The sequence below is a fragment of the Pseudomonas sp. XP2 genome (assembly GCF_053557975.1).
Window position 1 is genome coordinate 134,448 of sequence record NZ_JBNRIK010000011.1, and the last position, 20,163, is coordinate 154,610.

General features: G+C 62.7%; 20 protein-coding genes. 8 read left to right on the forward strand and 12 right to left on the reverse strand.

All coding sequences use genetic code 11. The features are described 5' to 3' along the window. Positions 1–7: 7 nt before the first annotated feature. The gene (apbC, locus tag ACK1VC_RS14410) at positions 8–1,102 is read left to right on the forward strand and encodes an iron-sulfur cluster carrier protein ApbC (RefSeq protein WP_016488766.1); all 1,095 of its coding nucleotides are present in this window, start codon (positions 8–10) and stop codon (positions 1,100–1,102) included. A gap of 185 nt (positions 1,103–1,287) precedes the next feature. Here apbC and ACK1VC_RS14415 read toward each other — a convergent pair whose 3' ends face one another. Continuing rightward, positions 1,288–1,497 (reverse strand): cold-shock protein, encoded by a 210-nt coding sequence (locus ACK1VC_RS14415; RefSeq protein WP_016488765.1) that lies wholly within the window; start codon positions 1,495–1,497, stop codon positions 1,288–1,290. 328 nt (positions 1,498–1,825) lie between these two features. Here ACK1VC_RS14415 and dcd point away from each other — a divergent pair, with 328 nt between their 5' ends. Further along, positions 1,826–2,392 carry a dCTP deaminase gene (gene dcd, locus ACK1VC_RS14420; protein ID WP_003258001.1) on the forward strand — a complete coding sequence of 189 codons (567 nt, stop codon included), beginning with the start codon at positions 1,826–1,828 and terminating at the stop codon, positions 2,390–2,392. 94 nt (positions 2,393–2,486) lie between these two features. Then, positions 2,487–2,714 carry a hypothetical protein gene (locus ACK1VC_RS14425; RefSeq protein WP_016488764.1) on the forward strand — a complete coding sequence of 76 codons (228 nt, stop codon included), beginning with the start codon at positions 2,487–2,489 and terminating at the stop codon, positions 2,712–2,714. A gap of 6 nt (positions 2,715–2,720) precedes the next feature. Here the strand turns inward: ACK1VC_RS14425 and pdeM are convergent, their stop codons facing one another. From pdeM to ACK1VC_RS14460, 7 genes are all read right to left on the reverse strand, one after another. Next, a complete protein-coding gene (gene pdeM, locus ACK1VC_RS14430; protein WP_191086906.1) occupies positions 2,721–3,371 on the reverse strand; it encodes a ligase-associated DNA damage response endonuclease PdeM in 651 nt (216 codons plus the stop codon). After that, positions 3,368–5,830 carry a ligase-associated DNA damage response DEXH box helicase gene (locus ACK1VC_RS14435; RefSeq protein WP_060520026.1) on the reverse strand — a complete coding sequence of 821 codons (2,463 nt, stop codon included), beginning with the start codon at positions 5,828–5,830 and terminating at the stop codon, positions 3,368–3,370. The genes pdeM and ACK1VC_RS14435 overlap by 4 nt, the downstream gene beginning before the upstream one ends. Positions 5,831–5,896: 66 nt before the next feature. Further along, positions 5,897–7,012, reverse strand: coding sequence for a succinylglutamate desuccinylase/aspartoacylase family protein (locus tag ACK1VC_RS14440; protein WP_024717445.1), 1,116 nt, complete (start codon positions 7,010–7,012; stop codon positions 5,897–5,899). A 134-nt stretch (positions 7,013–7,146) separates the two neighbouring features. Next, complete coding sequence (locus ACK1VC_RS14445) at positions 7,147–8,805, reverse strand: ATP-dependent DNA ligase (protein ID WP_191086905.1); 1,659 nt, start codon at positions 8,803–8,805, stop codon at positions 7,147–7,149. Then, positions 8,802–9,818, reverse strand: coding sequence for a ligase-associated DNA damage response exonuclease (locus tag ACK1VC_RS14450; protein WP_016488759.1), 1,017 nt, complete (start codon positions 9,816–9,818; stop codon positions 8,802–8,804). Before ACK1VC_RS14450 ends, ACK1VC_RS14445 begins: the two co-directional genes overlap by 4 nt. A 107-nt stretch (positions 9,819–9,925) precedes the next feature. Continuing rightward, complete coding sequence (locus ACK1VC_RS14455; RefSeq protein WP_191086904.1) at positions 9,926–12,367, reverse strand: penicillin acylase family protein; 2,442 nt, start codon at positions 12,365–12,367, stop codon at positions 9,926–9,928. Positions 12,368–12,470: 103 nt separating this feature from the next. Beyond that, the gene (locus ACK1VC_RS14460; RefSeq protein ID WP_016488757.1) at positions 12,471–13,811 is read right to left on the reverse strand and encodes an aminotransferase-like domain-containing protein; all 1,341 of its coding nucleotides are present in this window, start codon (positions 13,809–13,811) and stop codon (positions 12,471–12,473) included. A 172-nt stretch (positions 13,812–13,983) separates the two neighbouring features. On the opposite strand from ACK1VC_RS14460, the gene ACK1VC_RS14465 reads away from it, so the two are divergent. The 4 genes from ACK1VC_RS14465 to ACK1VC_RS14480 are packed head-to-tail and all read left to right on the forward strand — an operon-like array spanning position 13,984 to position 17,589. Continuing rightward, positions 13,984–14,697, forward strand: a complete 714-nt coding sequence (locus tag ACK1VC_RS14465; RefSeq protein ID WP_023049356.1) for a serine O-acetyltransferase — start codon at positions 13,984–13,986, stop codon at positions 14,695–14,697. Further along, positions 14,694–15,482: an alanyl-tRNA editing protein gene (locus ACK1VC_RS14470; RefSeq protein WP_191086903.1), complete on the forward strand. Its 789-nt coding sequence runs from the start codon at positions 14,694–14,696 to the stop codon at positions 15,480–15,482. The genes ACK1VC_RS14465 and ACK1VC_RS14470 overlap by 4 nt, the downstream gene beginning before the upstream one ends. Beyond that, entirely contained in the window at positions 15,479–16,690 is a 1,212-nt protein-coding gene (locus ACK1VC_RS14475; protein WP_016488754.1) for an MFS transporter, read from the forward strand. Before ACK1VC_RS14470 ends, ACK1VC_RS14475 begins: the two co-directional genes overlap by 4 nt. Beyond that, on the forward strand, positions 16,687–17,589 hold the full coding sequence (locus tag ACK1VC_RS14480) for a pyridoxal-phosphate dependent enzyme (RefSeq protein WP_191086902.1): 903 nt from the start codon (positions 16,687–16,689) through the stop codon (positions 17,587–17,589). The genes ACK1VC_RS14475 and ACK1VC_RS14480 overlap by 4 nt, the downstream gene beginning before the upstream one ends. 24 nt (positions 17,590–17,613) lie before the next feature. On the opposite strand, the gene ACK1VC_RS14485 is transcribed toward ACK1VC_RS14480, so the two are convergent. From ACK1VC_RS14485 to ACK1VC_RS14500, 4 genes are read right to left on the reverse strand one after another with little or no spacing between them, the layout of a single operon-like run. Then, positions 17,614–17,817: an SEC-C metal-binding domain-containing protein gene (locus tag ACK1VC_RS14485; protein WP_019471879.1), complete on the reverse strand. Its 204-nt coding sequence runs from the start codon at positions 17,815–17,817 to the stop codon at positions 17,614–17,616. Positions 17,818–17,824: 7 nt separating this feature from the next. Next, the gene (locus ACK1VC_RS14490) at positions 17,825–18,310 is read right to left on the reverse strand and encodes an LEA type 2 family protein (protein ID WP_031312595.1); all 486 of its coding nucleotides are present in this window, start codon (positions 18,308–18,310) and stop codon (positions 17,825–17,827) included. Positions 18,311–18,312: 2 nt separating this feature from the next. Then, positions 18,313–18,789, reverse strand: a complete 477-nt coding sequence (locus ACK1VC_RS14495) for a YchJ family protein (RefSeq protein ID WP_016488750.1) — start codon at positions 18,787–18,789, stop codon at positions 18,313–18,315. Positions 18,790–18,791: 2 nt separating this feature from the next. After that, positions 18,792–19,286 carry a DUF6231 family protein gene (locus ACK1VC_RS14500; RefSeq protein WP_024717443.1) on the reverse strand — a complete coding sequence of 165 codons (495 nt, stop codon included), beginning with the start codon at positions 19,284–19,286 and terminating at the stop codon, positions 18,792–18,794. A 159-nt stretch (positions 19,287–19,445) separates the two neighbouring features. Here ACK1VC_RS14500 and ACK1VC_RS14505 point away from each other — a divergent pair, with 159 nt between their 5' ends. After that, entirely contained in the window at positions 19,446–20,138 is a 693-nt protein-coding gene (locus ACK1VC_RS14505; RefSeq protein WP_191086901.1) for an OmpA family protein, read from the forward strand. Positions 20,139–20,163 lie beyond the last annotated feature (25 nt).

Below are 20,163 nucleotides of genomic sequence, written 5' to 3' on the forward strand. Positions count from 1 at the left end.
AGTCTCCATGAGTGCCGTCACCCGTGCCGCCGTTGAAGGCGTGCTTCGCCAGTACACCGACCCCTATCTGAACCAGGACCCGGTCAGCGCCGGTTGCGTGCGCGCCATCGATATCCAGGGCGGTCAGGTCAGCGTGCAGTTGCAGTTGGGGTATGCCGCCGGGCTGTTCAAGAACGGCTGGGCCCAGGTGCTGCAGACCGCCATCGGCAACCTCGAGGGCGTCAGCAGCGCCCAGGTGTCGATCGATTGCCAGGTGGCCGCGCACAAGGCCCAGGCCCAGGTACCGGCCATGGCCAACGTCAAGAACATCGTCGCCGTGGCCTCGGGCAAGGGTGGGGTGGGCAAGTCGACCACCGCGGCCAACCTGGCCTTGGCCTTGGCCCGCGAAGGCGCGCGGGTGGGTATTCTCGATGCCGACATCTACGGCCCAAGCCAGGGCGTGATGTTCGGTATTGCTGAAGGCACCCGCCCACAGATCCGTGACCAGAAGTGGTTTGTGCCGATCAAGGCTCATGGTGTGGAAGTCATGTCCATGGCGTTCCTCACCGACGACAATACGCCGATGGTCTGGCGAGGCCCGATGGTCTCCGGTGCGCTGCTGCAACTGGTGACTCAAACCGCCTGGGACGACCTGGATTACCTGGTGATCGACATGCCGCCGGGTACCGGCGATATCCAGCTGACGCTGGCGCAGAAAGTGCCGGTGGCCGGCTCTGTGATCGTCACCACTCCGCAGGACCTGGCGTTGCTGGATGCCAAGAAGGGCGTGGAGATGTTCCGCAAGGTCAACATCCCGGTGCTCGGCGTGGTCGAGAACATGGCCGTGCATATCTGTTCAAACTGTGGTCATGCCGAGCATCTGTTCGGCGAAGGCGGTGGTGAGAAGCTGGCGAGCCAGTATGGCGTCGACCTGCTGGCCTCGCTGCCGTTGTCGATGCTGATCCGCGAGCAGGCCGACAGCGGTAAGCCCACGGCGATTGCCGAGCCGGAAAGCCAGATTGCCATGGTCTATCAGGAACTGGCCCGCCAGGTGGGTGCACGCATCGTACTGCAGGAAGCAGCCGCACCGGCGATGCCGAGCATTACCATCAGCGAAGACTGACGCATTTCCTGTGGGAGCGGCCTTGTGCCGCGAAAGGGCCGCAAAGCGGCCCCGGCAATATGTGGTTGGATCACCTATCTTGGGGGTGCTTCGCACCCCTTTCGCGACACAAGGCCGCTCCTGCACAGGCATAAAAAAACCCGCCAGAAGGCGGGTTTTTTTGAAAGCTAGGAAGCGAGATCGACTTAGGCGATCTGAACTTCTTCAGCCTGCATGCCTTTCTGGCCGCGGGTAGCGACGAAAGTAACAGCCTGGCCTTCTTTCAGGGTTTTGAAGCCGTCAGCTTGGATGGCTTTGAAGTGCACGAACAGGTCGTCACCCGACTGAGGGGTGATGAAGCCGTAGCCTTTCTCATCGTTGAACCACTTAACGGTACCGGATTGGCGATTGGACATTTTTCTGTCTCCTTGGACAATTTAATAACGGTCAGGAAAAACCCTGCCCGGGACTGAGCGCAAAGAGAGCAGAAAATTCAGCGATGGGCCGATCAGGATCGTGCATCAAACTAGAGATTCTCGGTGTCACGTGCAGCACAGTGGCGTCACCTTACCCCACTTTCCGCAACCTGCCAATGGTCTGGAGAAGCTTTAGGCAAATTCGGATCGACGGCGGCTGCAGCCTCCGCCCGGCGCGGGATGCGGCATAGAACTTTAACCTGCGCGCCGGGACCGGTAAGATGCGCCTCACGATTTTTACCACGCAACTCTTCAGGACACCCCCGCCATGAGCATCAAATCGGACAAGTGGATTCGCCGCATGGCGCAGGAACACGGCATGATCGAACCGTTCGTCGAGCGCCAGGTGCGCGGCGAACAGGACAGCCGGGTCATTTCCTTCGGTGTTTCCAGCTACGGCTACGACGTGCGCTGCGCCGACGAATTCAAGGTTTTCACCAATATCAATTCGGCCACCGTCGACCCCAAAAACTTCGACGCCGGCAGCTTTGTCGATATCAAGAGCGACGTGTGCATCATCCCGCCGAACTCCTTCGCCCTGGCCCGCACCGTCGAGTATTTCCGCATTCCGCGTGACGTGCTGACCATCTGCCTGGGCAAGAGCACCTACGCCCGCTGCGGCATCATCGTCAACGTCACCCCGCTCGAGCCCGAGTGGGAGGGCCACGTGACGCTGGAGTTCTCCAACACCACCACGCTGCCGGCGAAAATCTACGCCAACGAAGGCGTGGCACAGATGCTGTTCCTGCAGTCGGACGAAGAGTGTGAAGTGTCCTACAAGGACCGTGGCGGCAAATACCAAGGCCAGCGCGGCGTTACCCTGCCACGTACCTGAACCGACAAACGCGGGGAATTACCCGTGGCTTTGGCACTCCAACGCTGTAATGCCGATGCGCATGATGCGCATCGGCTTACGTCAGGAGCAGCCAATGAAACTCCATCCCGCAATCAGTGCCAAGCTGGCAGGCCTGCAGCCCAACCACGTCGGGTTGTTGCCCTGGTCACTGCTGGCGCACCCGCTGCCGATGCAGGCGGGGGGCGTGCCGCACCAGCCTGGTCCCGATACGCCACAGCCCCCGCAGCCAGGCGATACACCTCTTACGGAGCCAGGCGAACCCACCTTGCCTGACGAGCCGCCTCCGGCGCCTGTCGCCTGAGCGCATTTACACCGGCCAGACGCGCCCCGCGCCAGACAGGTAGATCTTGCTGGCGTCGGCTGGCGTAATTTCCCAGCCACCGGTGAATTCACCAAATGCCGGCAGCAGGCTCACGCGGGCATCGATCAGGAAGCAAGGCAGGCGCAGTCGTTGGCGAGCCTTGCCGCGCAGGACGAAGACCGGGTGAACATGGCCTGCCAGCACCGGATGGGTGGGGTGTGGTTGAGGTTCGTGCTGTAGCGCGAACGGTTCCAGTAGCCAAGGTTCATCTTGCACTTCAATGCGCAGCGAAGCGGGGGGATCGCCTGCGTTGCGATCATGGTTGCCGCGTATCAGGACTATTTGCAGATTTGCATGCCGTTCCCGCCAATCATGCACCTTGGCCAGTGTCGCCGGGGCGCGTGCCGTTCGGGCATGCAGAAAATCGCCCAGAATGATCAGCAGCTCACAGTCATAAGCCACCAGCAGGCTATCAAGCCGCGCGAGTGTGGCCTGTGTGGTGCCGCGTGGTACCGGCTGATGGAGGGCGCGGTAGCTGGCGGCCTTGCCGATGTGCACGTCTGCTACCAGCAGAGCGCGGCGGGCAGGCCAGTAGATGGCTTTGTCGGGGAGCAGCCAGAGCGTTTGGCCACAGAGGGTGATGGGCTGATGATTCATGGTTCAGTCGGGCCCATTGACGCAGCGCTTTCCAGCTCAGCCACCATTCGCGCAATACGGTCCGCCAGTTTTTCGGTGCTCAGCGTCTCGCGCATGCCTTCCACGAGCAACGCAAATGCCAACGGTCCCGGCCGCTTCAACATACGCAGGTCCAAGCGCAGGCTGCCCATTTTCAGCAATTGCTGATGCAGCCGGTCAATTTCCAGCTCCTCTCTCAGCACCTCGTCCCGCGCCTGGCCCAGTAGCAGGTTGTCAGCGTCATGCTTGCGGAAAACCTCGTAGAACAGCCCACTGGATGCCTGGATCTGCCGGGTACTTTTCTGTGCTGCCGGGTACCCGCCAAAAACCAGCCCGGCGATCTGGGCGATCTCACGAAAACGCCGCAACGCCATTTCTCCCGCATTCAGGCTGGCCAATACATCCTCCAGCAGGTGTTCGGTAGCAAGCGCCTGTGGCAAGTACGCTGCCCAGTCCACGGTGCCAGGGCTGAGCAGCTCGAACCCATAATCGTTGACGGCAATCGATACCGACAGCGGCTGCACGCGGCTGACCCGCCACGCAATCAGGTTGGCCAGGCCCAGATTGGCCATGCGCCCGGCAAACGGGTAAAGGAACAGGTGCCAACCCTGGCGGGATTTGAACGTCTCGGCCAGCAGCGTGCCTGTCGTGGGCAACGCCGACCATTGAGCCTGTAGCGCCAGCAGCGGGCGCACCGCGCGCATCTCTGGGCCCTCGAAGCGCTCATGGGCTGCGGCATCGAGTTGTTCAACCAGCGCGTCGGCCAGTTCGCTGGAGAGCGGCATGCGCCCGCCATTCCAGCGCGCCACCGCAGCCTTGCGCGCAGTACTGCGACGCACATAGGCCGTCATGTTTTCCACCCGTACCAGTTCCAGCACTCGCCCGCCAAATACCAGCGTATCGCCCGGGCGCAGGCGGGCGATGAACGCTTCTTCGACACTGCCCAGCGTTTTGCCCCCGCCGCCCTTGCTCCAGTATTTCAACTGCAGGTGGGCATCACTGACAATGGTGCCGATGCCCATGCGGTGACGGCGCGCCAGGCGTTCACTGGCCACGCGATAGGTGCCGTCCTCCTGGCGTTCAACACGCTGGTAATCAGGGTAGGCGCTGAGTGAGCCTCCGCCGTGGCAGACGAAGTCCAATGCCCATTGCCACTGGTTGTCGCGCAACTCGGCGAACGCCCAGGTGCTGCGCACTTCGGACAGCAATTGTTCTGCGCGAAAACCACTGCCCAAGGCCATGCTGACCAGGTGCTGCACCAGGACGTCCATGCACAGGCGTGGCGAGAAGCGCGCTTCAATGTGCCCGGCTGCCAGTGCCTGGCGGGCTGCTGCTGCTTCCACCAGTTCCAGGCTGTGAGTAGGCACCAGGGTTATTCGCGAGCGACGCCCCGGTGCATGACCGGAGCGACCGGCCCGCTGCATCAGGCGGGCAATACCCTTGGCCGAGCCGATCTGCAGCACCCGCTCCACCGGTAAAAAGTCCACGCCAAGGTCCAGGCTGGACGTACAGACCACTGCCTTCAGGCTGCCCTGCTTGAGGCTGCGCTCGACCCAGTCACGGGTGTCCCGGGCGAGCGAGGCATGGTGCAGGGCAATCAGCCCGGCCCAATCGGGGCGGGCGTCAAGCAGGGCCTGGTACCACAGTTCGGCCTGGGCACGGGTGTTGGTAAATACCAGGCAACTGGCACTGGCGTCGATCTCATGGCTGACCTGCTCGAGCATCTTGAGGCCCATGTGCCCGGCCCAGGGGAAGCGGTCAATCGCCGCCGGCAGCAGGGTATCAACCTGCAGCGCCTTGTCCTGGCGGCCCTGCACCAGCAGGCCACCTTGTGGCAGGAGTACCTCCAACGCGTGTTGCAGGTTGCCCAGCGTGGCAGAGAGACCCCAGGTGGGCAGCCCGGGGTGCCACCGGCGCAGGCGGGCGAGGGCCAGCTGCAGTTGTACCCCGCGTTTGTTGCCCAGCAGTTCGTGCCATTCATCCACCACCACCAGGCGCAGCGTGGCGAAGTCTTCGCGGGCCTGTGCCCGGGTCAATAGCAAGGTGAGGCTTTCGGGGGTGGTCACCAGTACACTGGGCAGGCGCCGTGCTTGCCGGGCGCGTTCGGCGCTGCCAGTGTCGCCGCTGCGCACCCCTATGCTCCAGGGCAGCTCGAGCTCATCAACGGGCGCTTGCAAGGCACGGGCAGTGTCGGCGGCCAGGGCTCGCATGGGTGTCACCCATACCACCTGCAGAGGTACAGGTTGGCGGCCCTGTGGCAGGGCCTTGAACGCACGTAGCGCGGCGAGCCATACCGCGTAGGTCTTGCCTGCGCCGGTACTGGCATGTAACAGGCCAGACTCGCCACGTTCCACGGCTGCCCAGACACGTCGCTGGAAAGCGAACGGCTTCCAGCCGCGTTTGGCGAACCAGGCATTGGCAAGGTCAGTGGCGGTGGGCATGAGGCAGTGGTCCGTCCAAGGTTGTGCTTCTACAGACCAGCCGCCAGTGGCAATGGTTTTACCGAATCAGTTGCCCAGCAGATAGCCGCTGCGGCATACCTGCTCGCCGGCCACATGGGCGATGACCATGCCCGCGGTTGCCATGCGCCGCACGCTGCGGGCGTACAACAGGCCTGGCTGGCTGTTGCGTACGGCGGTCACCCGGTCGCTGAGCGGGTCGATGATTTCTGCGATCAACTGACCGGCTTCCAGGTGCTGCCCTGGTTTGGCGTGATACACCAGCAAACCGCCCAGTGGCGTCGACACCGGCTCGACAGCAGCCAGCGCAGTGGCGGGGTTGAGCAAGGCCGGCAAGGCGGGGCTGGTGCCCTCGATAACACCCGCGTGGGTCAGGAAGTCGATTATCGCCTGGCAATCCTGGCTGGCCAGGTCATGGCTGACATCGGCCTGGCCACGCAGTTCGACAGTCACCGAGCAGCAGCCCAGCGGGATAGGGAAGCGCTTGCCGAAGCGTTGCTGCAACTGCCACCAGACCAGGCTGAAGCATTCGTCGAACGACTGCCCGCCCGAGTCGGTGGCCAGCAGGCTGGCCTGGGCGCCCAGGTAGCGGGCCAGCGGCTCGATCTGCTGCCAGGCGTCGGGCGTGGTGTACAGGTGCTCGACCGCCTCGAAATCGCAATGCAGGTCCAGCACCATGTCGGCGTCGCAGGCCAGGCGCTGCAGGATCAGGCGCTGGGCCTGCAGGGGCGTGCGGGCCGGGTGTGCCTCCAGCCCTCGGCGCAGGTATTCGCGAATCAGCGCAACGTTATGCACCGGGTCCTGAGTCAGGTGTGTTTCGATCTGGTCGCCAATGGTGTCCGACAGGTCGACGAAGTTGCGGTTGAAGTTTTCGCCGCTTTGCAGTTCGAAGCGCCCCAGTGGCGCATCCAGCAGCACTTGTTCCAGGCCGACCGGGTTGGCCACCGGTACCAGGACGATTTCACGCTGCAGGCGGCCCTGTTGTTCAAGTGCCATCAAGCGGTGTTTGAGGTGCCAGGCCACCAGCATGCCTGGCAGCTCGTCGGCGTGCAGCGAGGCCTGGATATAGACCTTGCCGCCACCACGGGGGCCGAAGTGAAAGCTGTGCAGTTGGCGGGTGATGCCCGGAACGGGTGAGAGCAGGTCGTGGGTTGAATGGTGCATGGCGGTCCTGGATGCGTGGCGAATACGGTCTGCGACACGGGTCGGCTCAAAGATAGAAGCATAATTTTTGGCCTTGCGCCTGCATCGCTTTCGCTCCGTTGATCGCGCTGGCTTCTTCGCGGGCCAGAATTGCCTCAGGCCAGCAATGCCTGCAAGGTTGCCAGGTCATCCGCCTCTTCCACCGGCTTGTCCAGCCGCCAACGCAGCATGCGTGGAAAGCGCACGGCGATGCCGCTTTTGTGGCGCTTCGATAAAGCGATGCCTTCAAAGCCCAGTTCGAACACCAGCGTCGGCGTCACGCTGCGCACCGGGCCGAAGGTTTCCACCGTGGTCTTGCGAATAATGGCGTCGACCTTGCGCATTTCTTCGTCACTGAGGCCGGAGTAGGCCTTGGCAAAGGGCACCAGTGCGCGGCCCGGTGTGCCGGCCGGTGCATCCCACACGGCAAAGGTATAGTCGCTGTACAGGCTGGCCCGCCGGCCGTGGCCGCGCTGGGCGTAGATCAGCACGGCATCGACGCTGAACGGGTCGATCTTCCACTTCCACCAGGTGCCCATGTCCTTGGTGCGCCCCACGCCGTACAGGGCTTCACGCTGCTTGAGCATCAGGCCCTCGACACCCAGGCTGCGTGATTGCTCGCGCTGGCGGGCGAGGTCAGCCCAGTCGGGGCCTTCGAGCAGGGGCGAAAGCAGCACCGGGGCCAGTGGGTGGTCTTGTACCAACTGTTCCAGCTGCCGGCGGCGTTCGTGCTGCGTCCGGTTGCGCCAGTCCTCGCCTTGCCACTCCAGCAGGTCGTAGGCTTGCAGTACCACCGGTGCATCGCTCAGCAATTTCTTGCCCAGCGTCTTGCGGCCGATGCGCTGCTGTAGCAAAGCAAAGGGCTGTACCGCCAGTTCAGCGGGGGTATCGCCTGGCTTCCATACCAGGATTTCACCATCCAGCACGACGCCGTCGGGTAACGTCTGCGCCAGGCTGTGCAGCTCGGGGAAGCGATCAGTGACCAGCTCCTCACCACGCGACCAGACCCACAGCTGGCCTTCTCGTTTGACCACTTGCGCGCGGATACCGTCCCATTTCCACTCGATTTGCCAGGCGCTTGGTGGCCCGAGCAGTGCGTCGAACTGTTCGGTTGGCGCTTGCAGCGGGTGCGCCAGGAAGAACGGGTAGGGCAGGCCGCCGCGCTGGCTGTGTTCATCGGCCGACTCGGCGGCAATCAGCTTTTCATAGCTGGCGGGCGTGGGGCGGTGGCTGATATCGGTGTAGCCGACCATCCGCTGGGCGACGCGTTTGGCGTCCAGCCCGGCCAGTTGCGCCAGGGCACGGGTGACCAGCAGCTTGGACACGCCTACGCGAAAACTGCCAGTGATCAGTTTCAGGCACAGCATCAGGCTGGGGCGGTCCAGCTGCGCCCACAGCGGCTGCAGGCGCTGTTGAGCCTGCTCTGGTGGTAGCCCGCGCAGGGGCAGCAAGTACTGCTCCACCCAGGTGGCAAGGCCTTCATCGCTGCCCTCGGCATGGATGGGCAACAACAGCGAAATGGTTTCGGCCAGGTCACCCACTGCCTGATAACTTTCTTCGAAGAGCCAGTCCGGTAACCCGGCCCTGGCCATTGCCTGTTCGCGCAACAGGCGAGTGGGCACCAGCTGGCGTGGGCGTCCGCCGGCCAGAAAGTACACGGCCCAGGCCGCATCTGCGGCGGGAGCACTGGCGAAATACTCGCGCAGCGCCTCTAGCTTGGCGTTGCTGGAAGTGGTCGCATCCAGGCGCAGGTACAACGTGGCGAAGGCTTTCATAGTGTGGGTTCGGTAGTGATAACGTCGTCCTCGTCGCCGTATTCGGTGGCGAAGGCGCGGGCATCAAGGCCTTGCTCGTTGAGGTAGCGCACCAGCACGTTGACCGAGCCGTGGGTGACCATCACCCGTTCGGCGCCCGTCTGGCCGATGGCCCACAGCAGGCCGGGCCAGTCGGCATGGTCCGAGAGCACGAAGCCCCGGTCTACGCCGCGGCGCCGGCGGGTGCCGCGCAGCAGCATCCAGCCACTGGCGAACGCATCGCTGTAGTCGCCGAAGCGGCGCATCCAGCTGCTGCCGCTGGCCGAGGGGGGCGCCAGGACCAGCGCCTGGCGCAGCAAAGGGTCGTTGCGCGGTATATCGCCGGCATAGCGCGTTTCTGGCAGGTGTACGCCGGCGTCCCGGTATACCCGGTTGAGGGGTTCGACGGCGCCATGAACGAGGATCGGGCCGAGGCTGGGGTCCAGCCCATGCAGAATCCGCTGGGCCTTGCCGAAGGCATAGCAAAATAGCACGCTGGCCTTGCCCTGTTCGCTGTTGGCCCGCCACCAGGCATTGATGCCGGCGAAGATGTCGGCCTGGCTGGGCCAGCGGTAGATTGGCAGGCCAAAAGTGGATTCGGTGATGAAGGTGTGGCACGGCACCGGTTCGAAGGGTGTACAGGTGGCATCGGGCTCAACCTTATAGTCACCTGAGGCGACCCAGACTTGGCCCTGATGCTCCAGGCGCACCTGCGCCGAGCCCAGCACATGCCCGGCCGGGTGCAGGCTCAGGGTCACGCCGTGGTGTACCAGGCGCTCGCCGTAAGGCAGGGTCTGCAAGTTGATGTCTTGGCCCAGGCGGCTACGCAGGATGCCGGCGCCGGGGCTGGCGGTCAGATAATGGCCATTGCCGGTGCGTGCATGGTCACCGTGGCCATGGGTGATCACGGCGCGGTCCACGGGCCGCCAAGGGTCTATGTAGAAATCACCGGGCGGGCAGTAGAGGCCTTCGGGGCGGGCGATGACGAGGTCCATGGCATGGGCGCCGGTTTGGAGTTACCAGTTAGGAGCCATGCTGGAGAGAGGAAGTTCGACCGAGAATGGTTGGGGCTGCCAAGCAGCCCCGAAAAAGGCGATGGCGTTTATTTGCCGGGCACCAACGTGAGCCGCGGGTTGCCATATGCCCTGCCAAAATTCTGCGGCTGTAGCGGCAGGTTCATGAAGCGCCCTTTGAACCACGCATCCAGCCCGTCACTGTAATGTGCGCTGGCCGGGTTGCCCGACTGCCCGCTGCTGGTCAGCACCTGCAAAGGTTCGGCCTGGCCGAAGTCGACGATCATCCGCGCCGAGGCCGGCAGGCGGGTGTCGAAGTCGCTGCCCCAGGCGTACGGCGTGAGTGCCAGGGTAGTGAGGTCGCCGCCTGCCGCCAGCGGCGAACGGCTGGTGGCATCGCCCAAACCATGATAGGCCGGTGCCGGCCAGCGGTATTGGTGCAGCTTGCCCCACTGCCAGGCGCGGCGGTCTGCGCCCAGTTGTGCGGTGCCGGCATCCACCGCGCCAGCCAGGCTGCGGGCGAGGATGGTGGGCTTGTCTTCTTTCTGCGGGGTGCTGCGGTCATCCCAGAACGGGCTGTCATCGCGACCGAGCAAGTGATCGGCCTGCGCCGAGAAGGACAACCGTGCATTGTTGACGAAGGCCTGCCAGGCCGGGCCGGACTCCGGGCCAAGGTCGTCGAGGAACGTCTGTCGTGCCACTTCCTGAAGGAACAGCTCATACAGCGCTGCATCAGCCGACACCGTGCTTAGACGGCCGTCGAACGCCTTGAGCCGGGCCAGCGCACCTTTGGCCTTGTCGCGCTGGGCGGCGGGCAGCGCATCGATCGCCTGCTTCAGTGGCTGGGCCATGCCGGGGGCATCGAACATCTGCTTGAGCTTGCCGGCCAGCAGGGTCACCTGGTCGTTCTGCATTGCCATCAGGCTGCGGCTGTCGTGGCGGCCATTGCCGGCCAGCTGGGCCAGGCGCTCAGCGCGTTCCGGGTAATACCAGGTGCTGGACAGCTGCATGCCATAGCCTCGCGGCAGGCTGCGCTGGTTGGCGTGGCCGATCCAGCCGGCAGGTGGGTCCTGGTCGTAGGGGTGCAGCATCGGGTCGGCATAGCCGTCCCAGTCATAGCGCCCGTCCCAGCCGGGCGAGGGCAGCAGGCCCTGGCCTTCACGGCGATTGGGGTAGCGGCCGCTGACCTGCCAGCCGATGTGTTCAGGTTCGGCGAAGACGAAATTGAGGGCAGCAGCAGTCACTTCACGGGTACTGTCGAAGGCGCGCTCCACGTTCTTGGCCCGGGTCAGGTCAAACAGCGCATCCAGGCTGCGGTCGCCCTTGAACTGCGGCAGGTTCAGCGCCAGGCCCAGGCCGGCGTTGTCGGGTTGGGCCAGCAGGGTGCCGTGGCGGGTGTCGTACATCACCTCGCGCAGCGGGCGCTGGCCACGGACAAAGAAAGTTTCGCTACGGGCGCGGGCCGGCAGCCATTTGCCATCGGCCAGGTAACTCAGCTGGTTGCCCTGACGTCGCAGTTGCTCCAGGTACAAGTCCTGGTTGTCGGCCATCACGGCGCTGCTGCTCCAGGCCAGCTTGCCGTTGTAGCCGGCCAGCACGATTGGCAGGCCGGGAAACGACAGGCCGGCGACCTGGTACTTGCCAGTGTGGATTTGCACCGGGCTCAGGGCCCAGGCGGCACGGCTGTCGCTGGCCAGCAGGCTCTTGCCACTGCGGCTGCGCTGCGGCCCCAGCGCCAGGTTGGCCGAGCCCGGGCTGCCGAGCAGGCCAAGGTCGGCCAGTTTCTGGCTGGCGGCCGCCAGTGCGTGAAGGCCCGGCAGCTGGCTGGCCAGGTTCAGGCCCTTGAGCTTGTCCACTTCGCCTTGAGCCAGTGGCTCATCCGGGGCGCCGGGCAGCAGCCAGGCCAGTTTGTCACTGCCGGCCTTCTCTGCCAGGGTCAGGGCGCTCAGTTCTTCCTGCAGGTTCACCGACTGGCTGAACGCGTACAGGCAGAAGATCAGCGCCGAGTCCTCAGGCTTCCAGTATTCGGGGCGATAGCCACTGTTGGCCAGACCGGCCGGCAACTTGTCGCGGTAGCGGAACAGGTAGGCGTTGACCCCGCGTGCATACACTTCGAAGAAGCGCTTGAGCCGTGGCGATGCGTCGGCGTATTGCTGGGCGGCGCTCTGCTTGAGGTTGGCAGCGCGCATCAGGCGGTCGATGTCCAGCGCGTCGCTGCCGGCCAGTTCGGCCAGGCGACCCTGGGCGAGCAGGCGCATGGCAACCATCTGTTCGATGCGGTCGCCGGCGTGCACATAGCCCAGACTGAACAGCGCATCATGGAAGCTGCTGCTTTCGATCAGCGGCGCGCCCATCGCGTTGCGGCGCACCGAGACGTTTTGCGCCAGGCCCTTGAGTGGCTGCACGCCGCTGGTCGGTGGCACGCTGTCCTGGTGGCCGCCCGTCTGGCAGCCGGCCAGCCCGAGCATACCGAGCAGCGTTGCGGCGGTTGCAAACCGCAGGCGTAAGGGAGGAAAGGCGGGGGCGGCCATGACAAGGGCTCCTGCAAGGCGAGGCGGGTTTCGAAAGGCGCTAAGGTAGTAAGCGCGCAGGCGCCATGCAAGGTCCTATGTCGGTTTATTTACCTGCGCAGGCTCAAACGTTGAAGTGGTCTGCCAGCGTGTCGGAAAAATGCGTGCAGTTGATGCGCGCATAGCGCCGGTAGTCACGGGTGACTGCGAACGCAGAGCCGGGCATCAGCAGGATCTTGTTCTGCTCCAGTTTGCGTACCAGAGGTTGCAGGTCTGGCAGGTCCGGGTGATAGACCCAGAGGAACATGCCCCCTTGCGGCGCGATCTCGAACTGCCAACCGCGCTCAAGCAACAAGCGTTGGGTCTGAACTTGTTGCCGTATCAGGCGCTGCTGCACATCCTTCATATGCCGGGCATAGGTGCCATCCGACAATATGGTGTTGACGAATCGCTCGCAAAACGCAGGCACGGCTACGCAGGTCAGCAGTTTCAGGCGGGTGAGGGGTTCTATCAGGTCTTGCGAGCAGGCGATGAAGCCCACGCGTAACGAGGCGGACAGGCATTTGGAAAAACTGCCGATGTAGATGACCCGGTCAAGGTTGTCCAGTTCGGCGAATGTCTGGCGCACGGCAGGGCTGAAGTCGCCATATACATCATCCTCGACCACGTAGAACTCGTGCTCCACTGCCAGGCGCAGCACGCTGAAGGCGTTGTGCGGGCTGATGTTGCTGCCGGTGGGGTTGTGGAAGGTGCTGTTGCAGAAAAACGCCTTGACCTTGTGCCTGGCCAGGTGGCTTCTCATTTCCTCCACGTCCGGCCCGTCCTGGGTCCGCCGAATGCCGACAACGTGCCCGCCCGCCAGCTGGATCAGCTTGATCAGGTTGCCGTTGCCCGGCTCATCGACGAAAACGTGGTCGCCTGGCTTGATCAGCAAGCGGGCGACCAGGTCCAGGCCTTGGGTAGCGCCTAGCGTCGTCAGCAACTGGTTGGGGCGGGCTTCGACACGGGTCAGCCGTTTCATGTGCACACACAGCTGTTTGCGCATGGGCAGGTAACCCTGGATATCGCCATATTCTGCCAGCGAACTTTGCTCCAGCCGCGCCGTGCGCCGGATCGCCTTGGCCAGCAGTTCGGTGTCCCGCCATGCGGGGGGCAACCAACCGCTGCCCAGTTTGGTGTAGTGCTGGCCGCCTTGCAGCAGACGGAACAGCGGGTCTCCGGCCATGCACTCGGGCTCGTGGATCACGCTGGTTTGCCGGGTGCGGTTTGCGACGAAGTAACCGCGACCGGGCGAGGCCGTCAATACACCTTCGCTGACCAGCTGGGCATAGGCCGATACCACGTCGTGGTAACTGAAGTCGACCGCTGCTGTCAGCTTGCGAATGGAGGGCATGCGTTGCCCGGGCAACCATTCGCCTGCATCCAGGCGTTGTTTTAACAGGTGATGAAGGCTGCAGGGGTTCATGGCAGGTCCGAAACCGTTAGAAAAAAAAGCCTAACAGTTAACGGAAATGCTTGTCGACTGTTCGTTTGCTAATGGCCAGTACATGCCACTATCCCCTTGTCGGAACTTTCGGCTGCCAGCAACGGCGGCACTTTTAACGTCTGTGCAGACCAGATAACTGGATATCAAGCCCATGCAGATTATGGACATGCAATCAGCCGTCATTGCCAGGCTTCCTGTGCCTGACGAACTGGCCTCATTCAAAGTTGTGAAAAACCTTGTGACCTCGGCGTTATTGGAGTGCTGCTCAATCGATGAGTTCGAGGCACTTGTTCAAACATCAGTGATTGAAAGTGTTTCAGAACAGGCGCATGCCGATTTACAGGCCTTTGCCCAGAAAGACCCGGCTGCTGGCCGTGACCTGGTGTTCATTGCAAGGACCTATACCTCTTATTCTGCAGTTCTGCATTATCGGCTTGCCCATTGGATATATAACAATACTGCTTCTACCTACGGCGCTGGTGGCCAATGCCTGGCCGCGATGATCTCCAGGCGCGGGAAAATGCTCTCGGGTGCGGAAATCCATTTCCGCAGCCGTATCGGTGCGCGTTTCATCATCGATCACGGCATGGGCACCGTCATTGGTGAAACCTCGACCATTGGTGACGATTGCTACGTGCTGGGCGGCGTCACGCTGGGCGCTCGCGGCATCAGCGACAACCCTTCGAGCCCTCGCCATCCAACCCTCGGCAACCGGGTCCAGATCGGCGCTTTCGCCAGTGTACTCGGCGCTATCCATGTGGGTGACGGCGCCTTTATAGGGCCTGGCTGCATTGTTACAAAAGACGTACCTGCGGCTGCCCGGGTGCAGGTTAAAACATCATTGCAGGTGGTACTGGAATCATGAATGCTCTGAACTATGAAGTGCTACGCAATACTGAAAAGCTGTATTACAAAGACCAGTATCTGGCGGGCGCAAGTACGCAAGTAACGCGGGTGCACAGTGACGGTATCGAGTTGCAAAGTACCGTGGCCTATCCAGAAGGTGGTGGCCAGGAGGCAGACGTCGGCACCATTGAACTACCGATCGGTACCGTGCGCTTTGTCTGGGTAAAAAAACTCTATGGCAGCCCTATTCGCCTGGAAGGTTTCAAGGGCGGAAAACTGGGCGGCATCATAATTCACAGCCTGCACCCTGATGACTTGCATCTGCTGGACGAAGTCACCGTTGGCATGCCGGCCCGCGTCACTATCGATACTGAACGGCGCGAACGGTTGACGCTGTCTCACAGTGCCAGTCACTTCCTGTATGCCGCGGCGATCAGCCTGCGAGAAGAATTGAAACAGTGGACCATCGGCTGCCACATCAAGGAAGGCTCTGCGCGGTTCGATTTTCTGGTTGAGGACGCCTTCACTGCCGAAGACGTGGTTGAGATAGAGCGGCGTGCAAATGAGCTGATCGCCTGCAATGCGCCCATCGAGCACTACGCGGTGCAGGGCCTGGAAGACGCGCGGTTGTGGACCTACAACGGCATCGAAATCCCGTGTGGCGGCACACACCTTGAGTCGCCTGGTCGCATCGGGCGCCTATCCGTGCGGCGCAAACGCCTGGGCAAGGGCAAAGAGCGGCTGATCTGTGTGTTCCCGGATGCCGAAATCGATCTGTCCACCTATCACGAGCCTGCGCTATGAACAGCACACTCCCGCGGCGGACTTACCTGTACTTCAGCGCACAGTCGATCAACCTGACGACCGCCGTCATGTCCGTGACCATGGCCGCCATTGTCGGTGCGGCATTGGCACCCGCTGCTGCGTGGTCCACCGTGCCCTACGGGTTCCAGTTCCTGTGCCTGATGCTGGCGACCTACCCCGTCTCCAGGTTGATGAGCCGTATCGGTCGCAAGAAGGCCTTCATGCTGGGGGCGATCCCTTTGGCGGCTTCTGGTATCAGCGGTTATCTGGCTGTGGAGTACCAGCAGTTCCAGCTGCTGGTGTTGAGCCATTCGGCGTTGGGCGTGTATATCGCCTTTGCCAACTTCAACCGCTTCGCGGCCACTGACAATCTGGCCCAGAGCCTCAAGCCCAAAGCCCTTTCACTGGTTGTGGCGGGGGGCGTGATTGCCGCAGTGGTGGGGCCGACACTGACCGAATGGCTCAGGGACGTTGGCGGGTACCCGCTGTTTTCGCTGTGTTATGCCTCGTTTGTTGGCCTGGCGGTGATTTCGCTGATGATTGCCGTTTGCCTGCCCAACGATGCCGGCACCGCCAAGGCTCGTCAGCACGCGGAAAAATCGGCCACTCCCCGCGCCGAACCGTTCAGCCCGGCCGTGAAAGTTGCCATGGCGGTGGCGGCACTGAGCTACGGGATCATGAACCTGCTCATGATTCAGGCATCGATGCACATGAAACACATGCATGAGGACTTCTCTGACGTGCGCCTGGCAATCCAGTGGCATGTGGTAGCCATGTTTGCACCGTCGTTTTTCACCGGCGCAATCATCCAGAAGCTGGGCATCAAGACCACCATCTGTGCCGGGTTGGCCCTGTTGATCGGATGCTCGGCGCTGAATATCTGGTCCCACAGCTACGCCATGATGACCCTGGCGCTGATTGCCCTCGGGCTGGGCTGGAACCTGACCTATGTGGGCGGCGGTGCATTGCTGGCCCAGGCGCTGCAGAACAGCCCGGCAGCGATGCAGATGCAGGGCAAGAACGACTTGGCCATTGCCATATTGGCAACCGTCGGTGCCTTCAGCCCTTCACTGTTGCTGAGCACGGTTGGCTGGGATGGCACCAACGCCATCTGCATGGCCCTTTGCATCGGTTTGCTTTTCGCCACTGCTGGCCTGCTGCAGAACAAGGCCTGCCTGCACACTTCCATGGAAGGTAGCCGCAAATGAGCGAACTCATCAGCGTCAGCGAACGCATCTACACCAAACTGGAAATGAACAACCCAGGCGGTAGCCACAAGTACCGGGCAGCCCGGCTCATCGTGGAACATGCCTTGCGCAATGGCGACATCATCCCAGGTGTGACGACGGTCATCGAAAAAACCGGTGGCAGTTTCGGTTTCGGCTTGCTGGCGGCCTGCCACAAATACCAGGTTGCCGTGGAGCTGGCGGTAGGGCTTGGCTTCAGCCAGACCAAACGGGACTTGCTGGAGTGTTTTGGTGCCAGGCTGATCGGCAAGGAAATGCTGGTGGCCGGTGCCACGCCCAAGGATGTCGTGATGCATCACCTGGATAACCAGGTCGCGCTGGGCAAGTCCTATTTCTATACCGATCAATTCAACAACCCGGTGGGCATTGAAGCCCATCGTTACCAGACGGCCAGCGAACTGGCCGTGCAATTGACCAACGTCGGGGCTGGGCGGGAAATCCTGTTTGTCGGCTGCGCCGGCACTGGTGCAAGTTTTACAGGTATTACCCTGGGGCTGAAGGACCACGGTTTTGACGTTTCGACGGTGTTGGTCGACCCCAGCGGTTGTGATTCAAGGGCGGGCGTGTTCACGGACCATCGCTTTGAAGGCATGGCGGTGGGTGTTTGCCCACCCTTCATGGACTGGTCGCTGGTGGACGAACGGGCTCAGGTGCAGCACGCCGAAATGCTGGCCGCACAGCGCTGGTTCTACATGCAAAGTGGCATTTTCGTGGGGAATACCGCCGCAGCCTGCCTCGCTGTTGCCCAGCGCATGGCACAGCACCCGCGGTATACCGCGACCACCCTGGTCACCATCGCCTATGACGCGGGGCTCTGGTACCAGGACTTGCTGGGGGCGACCCGGCGAAAGGCCGCGTAGCAGGTTTTTAATCGAGCCAGTCGATCAGGCGCCGTGGCACTTCTTGAACTTTTTCTCGCTACCGCACGGGCAAGGGTCGTTACGGCCAACGTCCTTCAGGGCGTTGCGTACCGGCTCCTGGTGGCCGTGGTTGCAGTGCGGGCCGTGTACATGGCCATGATCGTGGTGGTGGTCATGATCATGGTCGTGGTTGCAGTCAGGGCCATGAACGTGAGGTTGTTGGGACATTGCAGGGTTACTCCGGGATGTGATCGCCGGGGATTATCTCACCACTGCGCGATAAGTGCAGGTCCCGATGGATGAGCAGCCCGGTCGCCAGCTCGCCCTGCAGGGTGTAATGCAGCGGCTGCTTGCTTCTGAGCAGCTTGGCCAGTGGCTTGAGGTGCTGCCACAGGTTGGTTCGCGCGGTAATCTTGAAGGTGCGTCGGGCGTGCCCGCCCACGCTGCGCCATACGCTGGCTTCATCCTGTACCAGCAGCAGGTCGTTGAGGCGTATTGCATACGACAGGTTGCGGATGAACAGGCGGCTGTCATTGGGGTTGTCGACCCGCACGTGCAGCACGAACTCTTGCTCCAGCAACCTGGCCTTGACCGTTTCGACCTCGATCAGGTGCACTTCGGGTTCGCGCCAGTCGTCACCCCCCCAACTGGCGCAGCCCGCCAGCAACGCCAGGCATGCCATCAGGGTGCAGGGCATTAGCAGACGGGCGCGGGTCATCATGGTCAGCTCCCCACGTAACTGGCGCAGCATTTCTTGAACTTCTGCCCGCTGGCGCAAGGGCAAGGGTCGTTACGCCCGGCCTTCAGCCCGACCGTAGGGTCGATGAAGTACCAGCGCCCGGCATGCTGGACGAACGCCGAACGTTCACGGTGCTGGTGATCACCATCCTGGTCGTGCCAGCGTGCGGTGAAGGTGACAAACCCATGCTCCGGCTGGCCGCCCAGCACTTCGGCGCCTTCCACCTCCAGCCCCAGCCAGGTGCTCTGGGCGCTCCAGGCAGCCATGGCGGCTTTGTCCAGGTCGGCTTGCTGGGCCGGCAGGGTGGTGGCGACCAGGTAGTCGACCAGGCCCAGCACGTAGGCACTGTAGCGTGAGCGCATCAGCGCCTGGGCATCGGGTGCCGGGGTGCCGGCATGGTAATGCCCGCAACAGGCGTCGAGCAGGTTGCCACTGCCGCAAGGGCAGACCGAGACACTCATCATCACCACCAGTACTTGCCGAAGTTTTCAGGATTGGCCCAGAACCGGGCGTTGAGCCAGTCCGGGACCTGCTTGTAGTCATGTAGATCATAGGTGAACAGGCTCAATACCTGCTGGTCACGGCGGAATTTCTCGCTGGCCGACAGGGCCAGGGCAAAGAAGTCAGTATCTTGCCAGCCGCAGGCGGTCAGGTCGGTCAGCACCGCGACCCGGCTGGCATTGAGGTTGCGAATGCCGCCGAGCAGTTCCAGGCCGGTGCGCTTGGGCAGGTGTTCCAGGCAGTCCACCAGCACCGCCAGGTCAAAGCGTTGTGCCGCCAGTTCGGCCGGCAGCGGGCCCGGGGCTGCAGTGGCAATAGTCACCTGGGGGTGCGCCTGGGCGAAGGCATCCAGCGCCGGAAAGCGCGTGCCGACCAGCAGCAGGCGTTGTGGGGTGAAGCGTTCGAGCAGGGCCGCGAGGGCCTGCTGCGGGGTGCGTTGGGAAAAACCGTCGGTCATTGCCAATCCTCGTTCAAGTCGTCCAAGACTAGCGGGCTGCGGCGTGCGGGCAAAGAGGCTTGTGACCATGTCGTGGCTTATTGCTGGCAGGGTTCGAATGCCCGGTCTTTACTCCCAGAGATCGGCCTTATGCCGATTCCCCCTAGGAGAAGCAATGAAATGAGCATAGTACGCACAGCGTTACCCCTGGTACTGCTCACCAGTGTGTTGACTGGTTGTGCAGGTTTGCAGAAAACCGACTGGCCGAAATGTGCCGCCGTCGGGGGTGTAGGTGGCGCCGCATTGGGCGCTATTGAAAGTTCCAGCTGGGCTGGCTGGGGTGCGTTGTTGGGCGGTGGCCTGGCGGCGGGCTATTGCTGGGCCCATGGCGATGGTGACGAGGATGGCGACGGCGTGCCGGACAGCCGTGACAAGTGCCCGGGCACACCCCGTGGTGTGCAGGTCGATGCCAACGGCTGCCCGCCTGAGCCGGTAGCAGTGGTGGAGGAAGTGGTGGTGCAGAAGGAAGAGGTCATCGTCATCCGCGATGTGCACTTCGAGTTCGATTCTGCACGCCTGACCGCCCGTGACAAAGAGCGCCTCAACACCATTGCCACGCGCCTGAAGCAGGAAGCGCCCTCCGCCCGCCTGAGCGTCAGCGGCCATACCGACAGCGTTGGCTCCGATAGCTACAACCAGAAACTGTCCGAGCGTCGGGCCCACTCGGTGACCGATTACCTGGTCGAGAGCGGTGTATCGCGCAGCAGCTTCGTTTCGGTGGTCGGCGCTGGTGAAACCCAGCCGGTGGCGGACAATGCCACGGCCGAGGGGCGTGCCATGAACCGCCGTACCGAAATCAAGATCCAGCGGTAGACGGTGTGCGCCCGTGCCTTGAGCA

What these genes read in the sequence shown, in the direction of transcription:
- ACK1VC_RS14475 (WP_016488754.1), top strand. Translation starts at nt 15,479, where the DNA reads ATGAACAGCACACTCCCGCGGCGGACTTACCTGTACTTCAGCGCACAG.
- ACK1VC_RS14450 (WP_016488759.1), bottom strand. Translation starts at nt 9,818, where the DNA reads ATGGACCTCGTCATCGCCCGCCCCGAAGGCCTCTACTGCCCGCCCGGT.
- ACK1VC_RS14465 (WP_023049356.1), top strand. Translation starts at nt 13,984, where the DNA reads ATGCAGATTATGGACATGCAATCAGCCGTCATTGCCAGGCTTCCTGTG.
- ACK1VC_RS14435 (WP_060520026.1), bottom strand. Translation starts at nt 5,830, where the DNA reads ATGCCCACCGCCACTGACCTTGCCAATGCCTGGTTCGCCAAACGCGGC.
- ACK1VC_RS14415 (WP_016488765.1), bottom strand. Translation starts at nt 1,497, where the DNA reads ATGTCCAATCGCCAATCCGGTACCGTTAAGTGGTTCAACGATGAGAAA.
- ACK1VC_RS14425 (WP_016488764.1), top strand. Translation starts at nt 2,487, where the DNA reads ATGAAACTCCATCCCGCAATCAGTGCCAAGCTGGCAGGCCTGCAGCCC.
- ACK1VC_RS14505 (WP_191086901.1), top strand. Translation starts at nt 19,446, where the DNA reads ATGAGCATAGTACGCACAGCGTTACCCCTGGTACTGCTCACCAGTGTG.
- ACK1VC_RS14500 (WP_024717443.1), bottom strand. Translation starts at nt 19,286, where the DNA reads ATGACCGACGGTTTTTCCCAACGCACCCCGCAGCAGGCCCTCGCGGCC.
- apbC (WP_016488766.1), top strand. Translation starts at nt 8, where the DNA reads ATGAGTGCCGTCACCCGTGCCGCCGTTGAAGGCGTGCTTCGCCAGTAC.
- ACK1VC_RS14460 (WP_016488757.1), bottom strand. Translation starts at nt 13,811, where the DNA reads ATGAACCCCTGCAGCCTTCATCACCTGTTAAAACAACGCCTGGATGCA.
- ACK1VC_RS14490 (WP_031312595.1), bottom strand. Translation starts at nt 18,310, where the DNA reads ATGATGACCCGCGCCCGTCTGCTAATGCCCTGCACCCTGATGGCATGC.
- dcd (WP_003258001.1), top strand. Translation starts at nt 1,826, where the DNA reads ATGAGCATCAAATCGGACAAGTGGATTCGCCGCATGGCGCAGGAACAC.
- ACK1VC_RS14470 (WP_191086903.1), top strand. Translation starts at nt 14,694, where the DNA reads ATGAATGCTCTGAACTATGAAGTGCTACGCAATACTGAAAAGCTGTAT.
- ACK1VC_RS14480 (WP_191086902.1), top strand. Translation starts at nt 16,687, where the DNA reads ATGAGCGAACTCATCAGCGTCAGCGAACGCATCTACACCAAACTGGAA.
- ACK1VC_RS14445 (WP_191086905.1), bottom strand. Translation starts at nt 8,805, where the DNA reads ATGAAAGCCTTCGCCACGTTGTACCTGCGCCTGGATGCGACCACTTCC.
- ACK1VC_RS14485 (WP_019471879.1), bottom strand. Translation starts at nt 17,817, where the DNA reads ATGTCCCAACAACCTCACGTTCATGGCCCTGACTGCAACCACGACCAT.
- ACK1VC_RS14495 (WP_016488750.1), bottom strand. Translation starts at nt 18,789, where the DNA reads ATGAGTGTCTCGGTCTGCCCTTGCGGCAGTGGCAACCTGCTCGACGCC.
- ACK1VC_RS14455 (WP_191086904.1), bottom strand. Translation starts at nt 12,367, where the DNA reads ATGGCCGCCCCCGCCTTTCCTCCCTTACGCCTGCGGTTTGCAACCGCC.
- ACK1VC_RS14440 (WP_024717445.1), bottom strand. Translation starts at nt 7,012, where the DNA reads ATGCACCATTCAACCCACGACCTGCTCTCACCCGTTCCGGGCATCACC.
- pdeM (WP_191086906.1), bottom strand. Translation starts at nt 3,371, where the DNA reads ATGAATCATCAGCCCATCACCCTCTGTGGCCAAACGCTCTGGCTGCTC.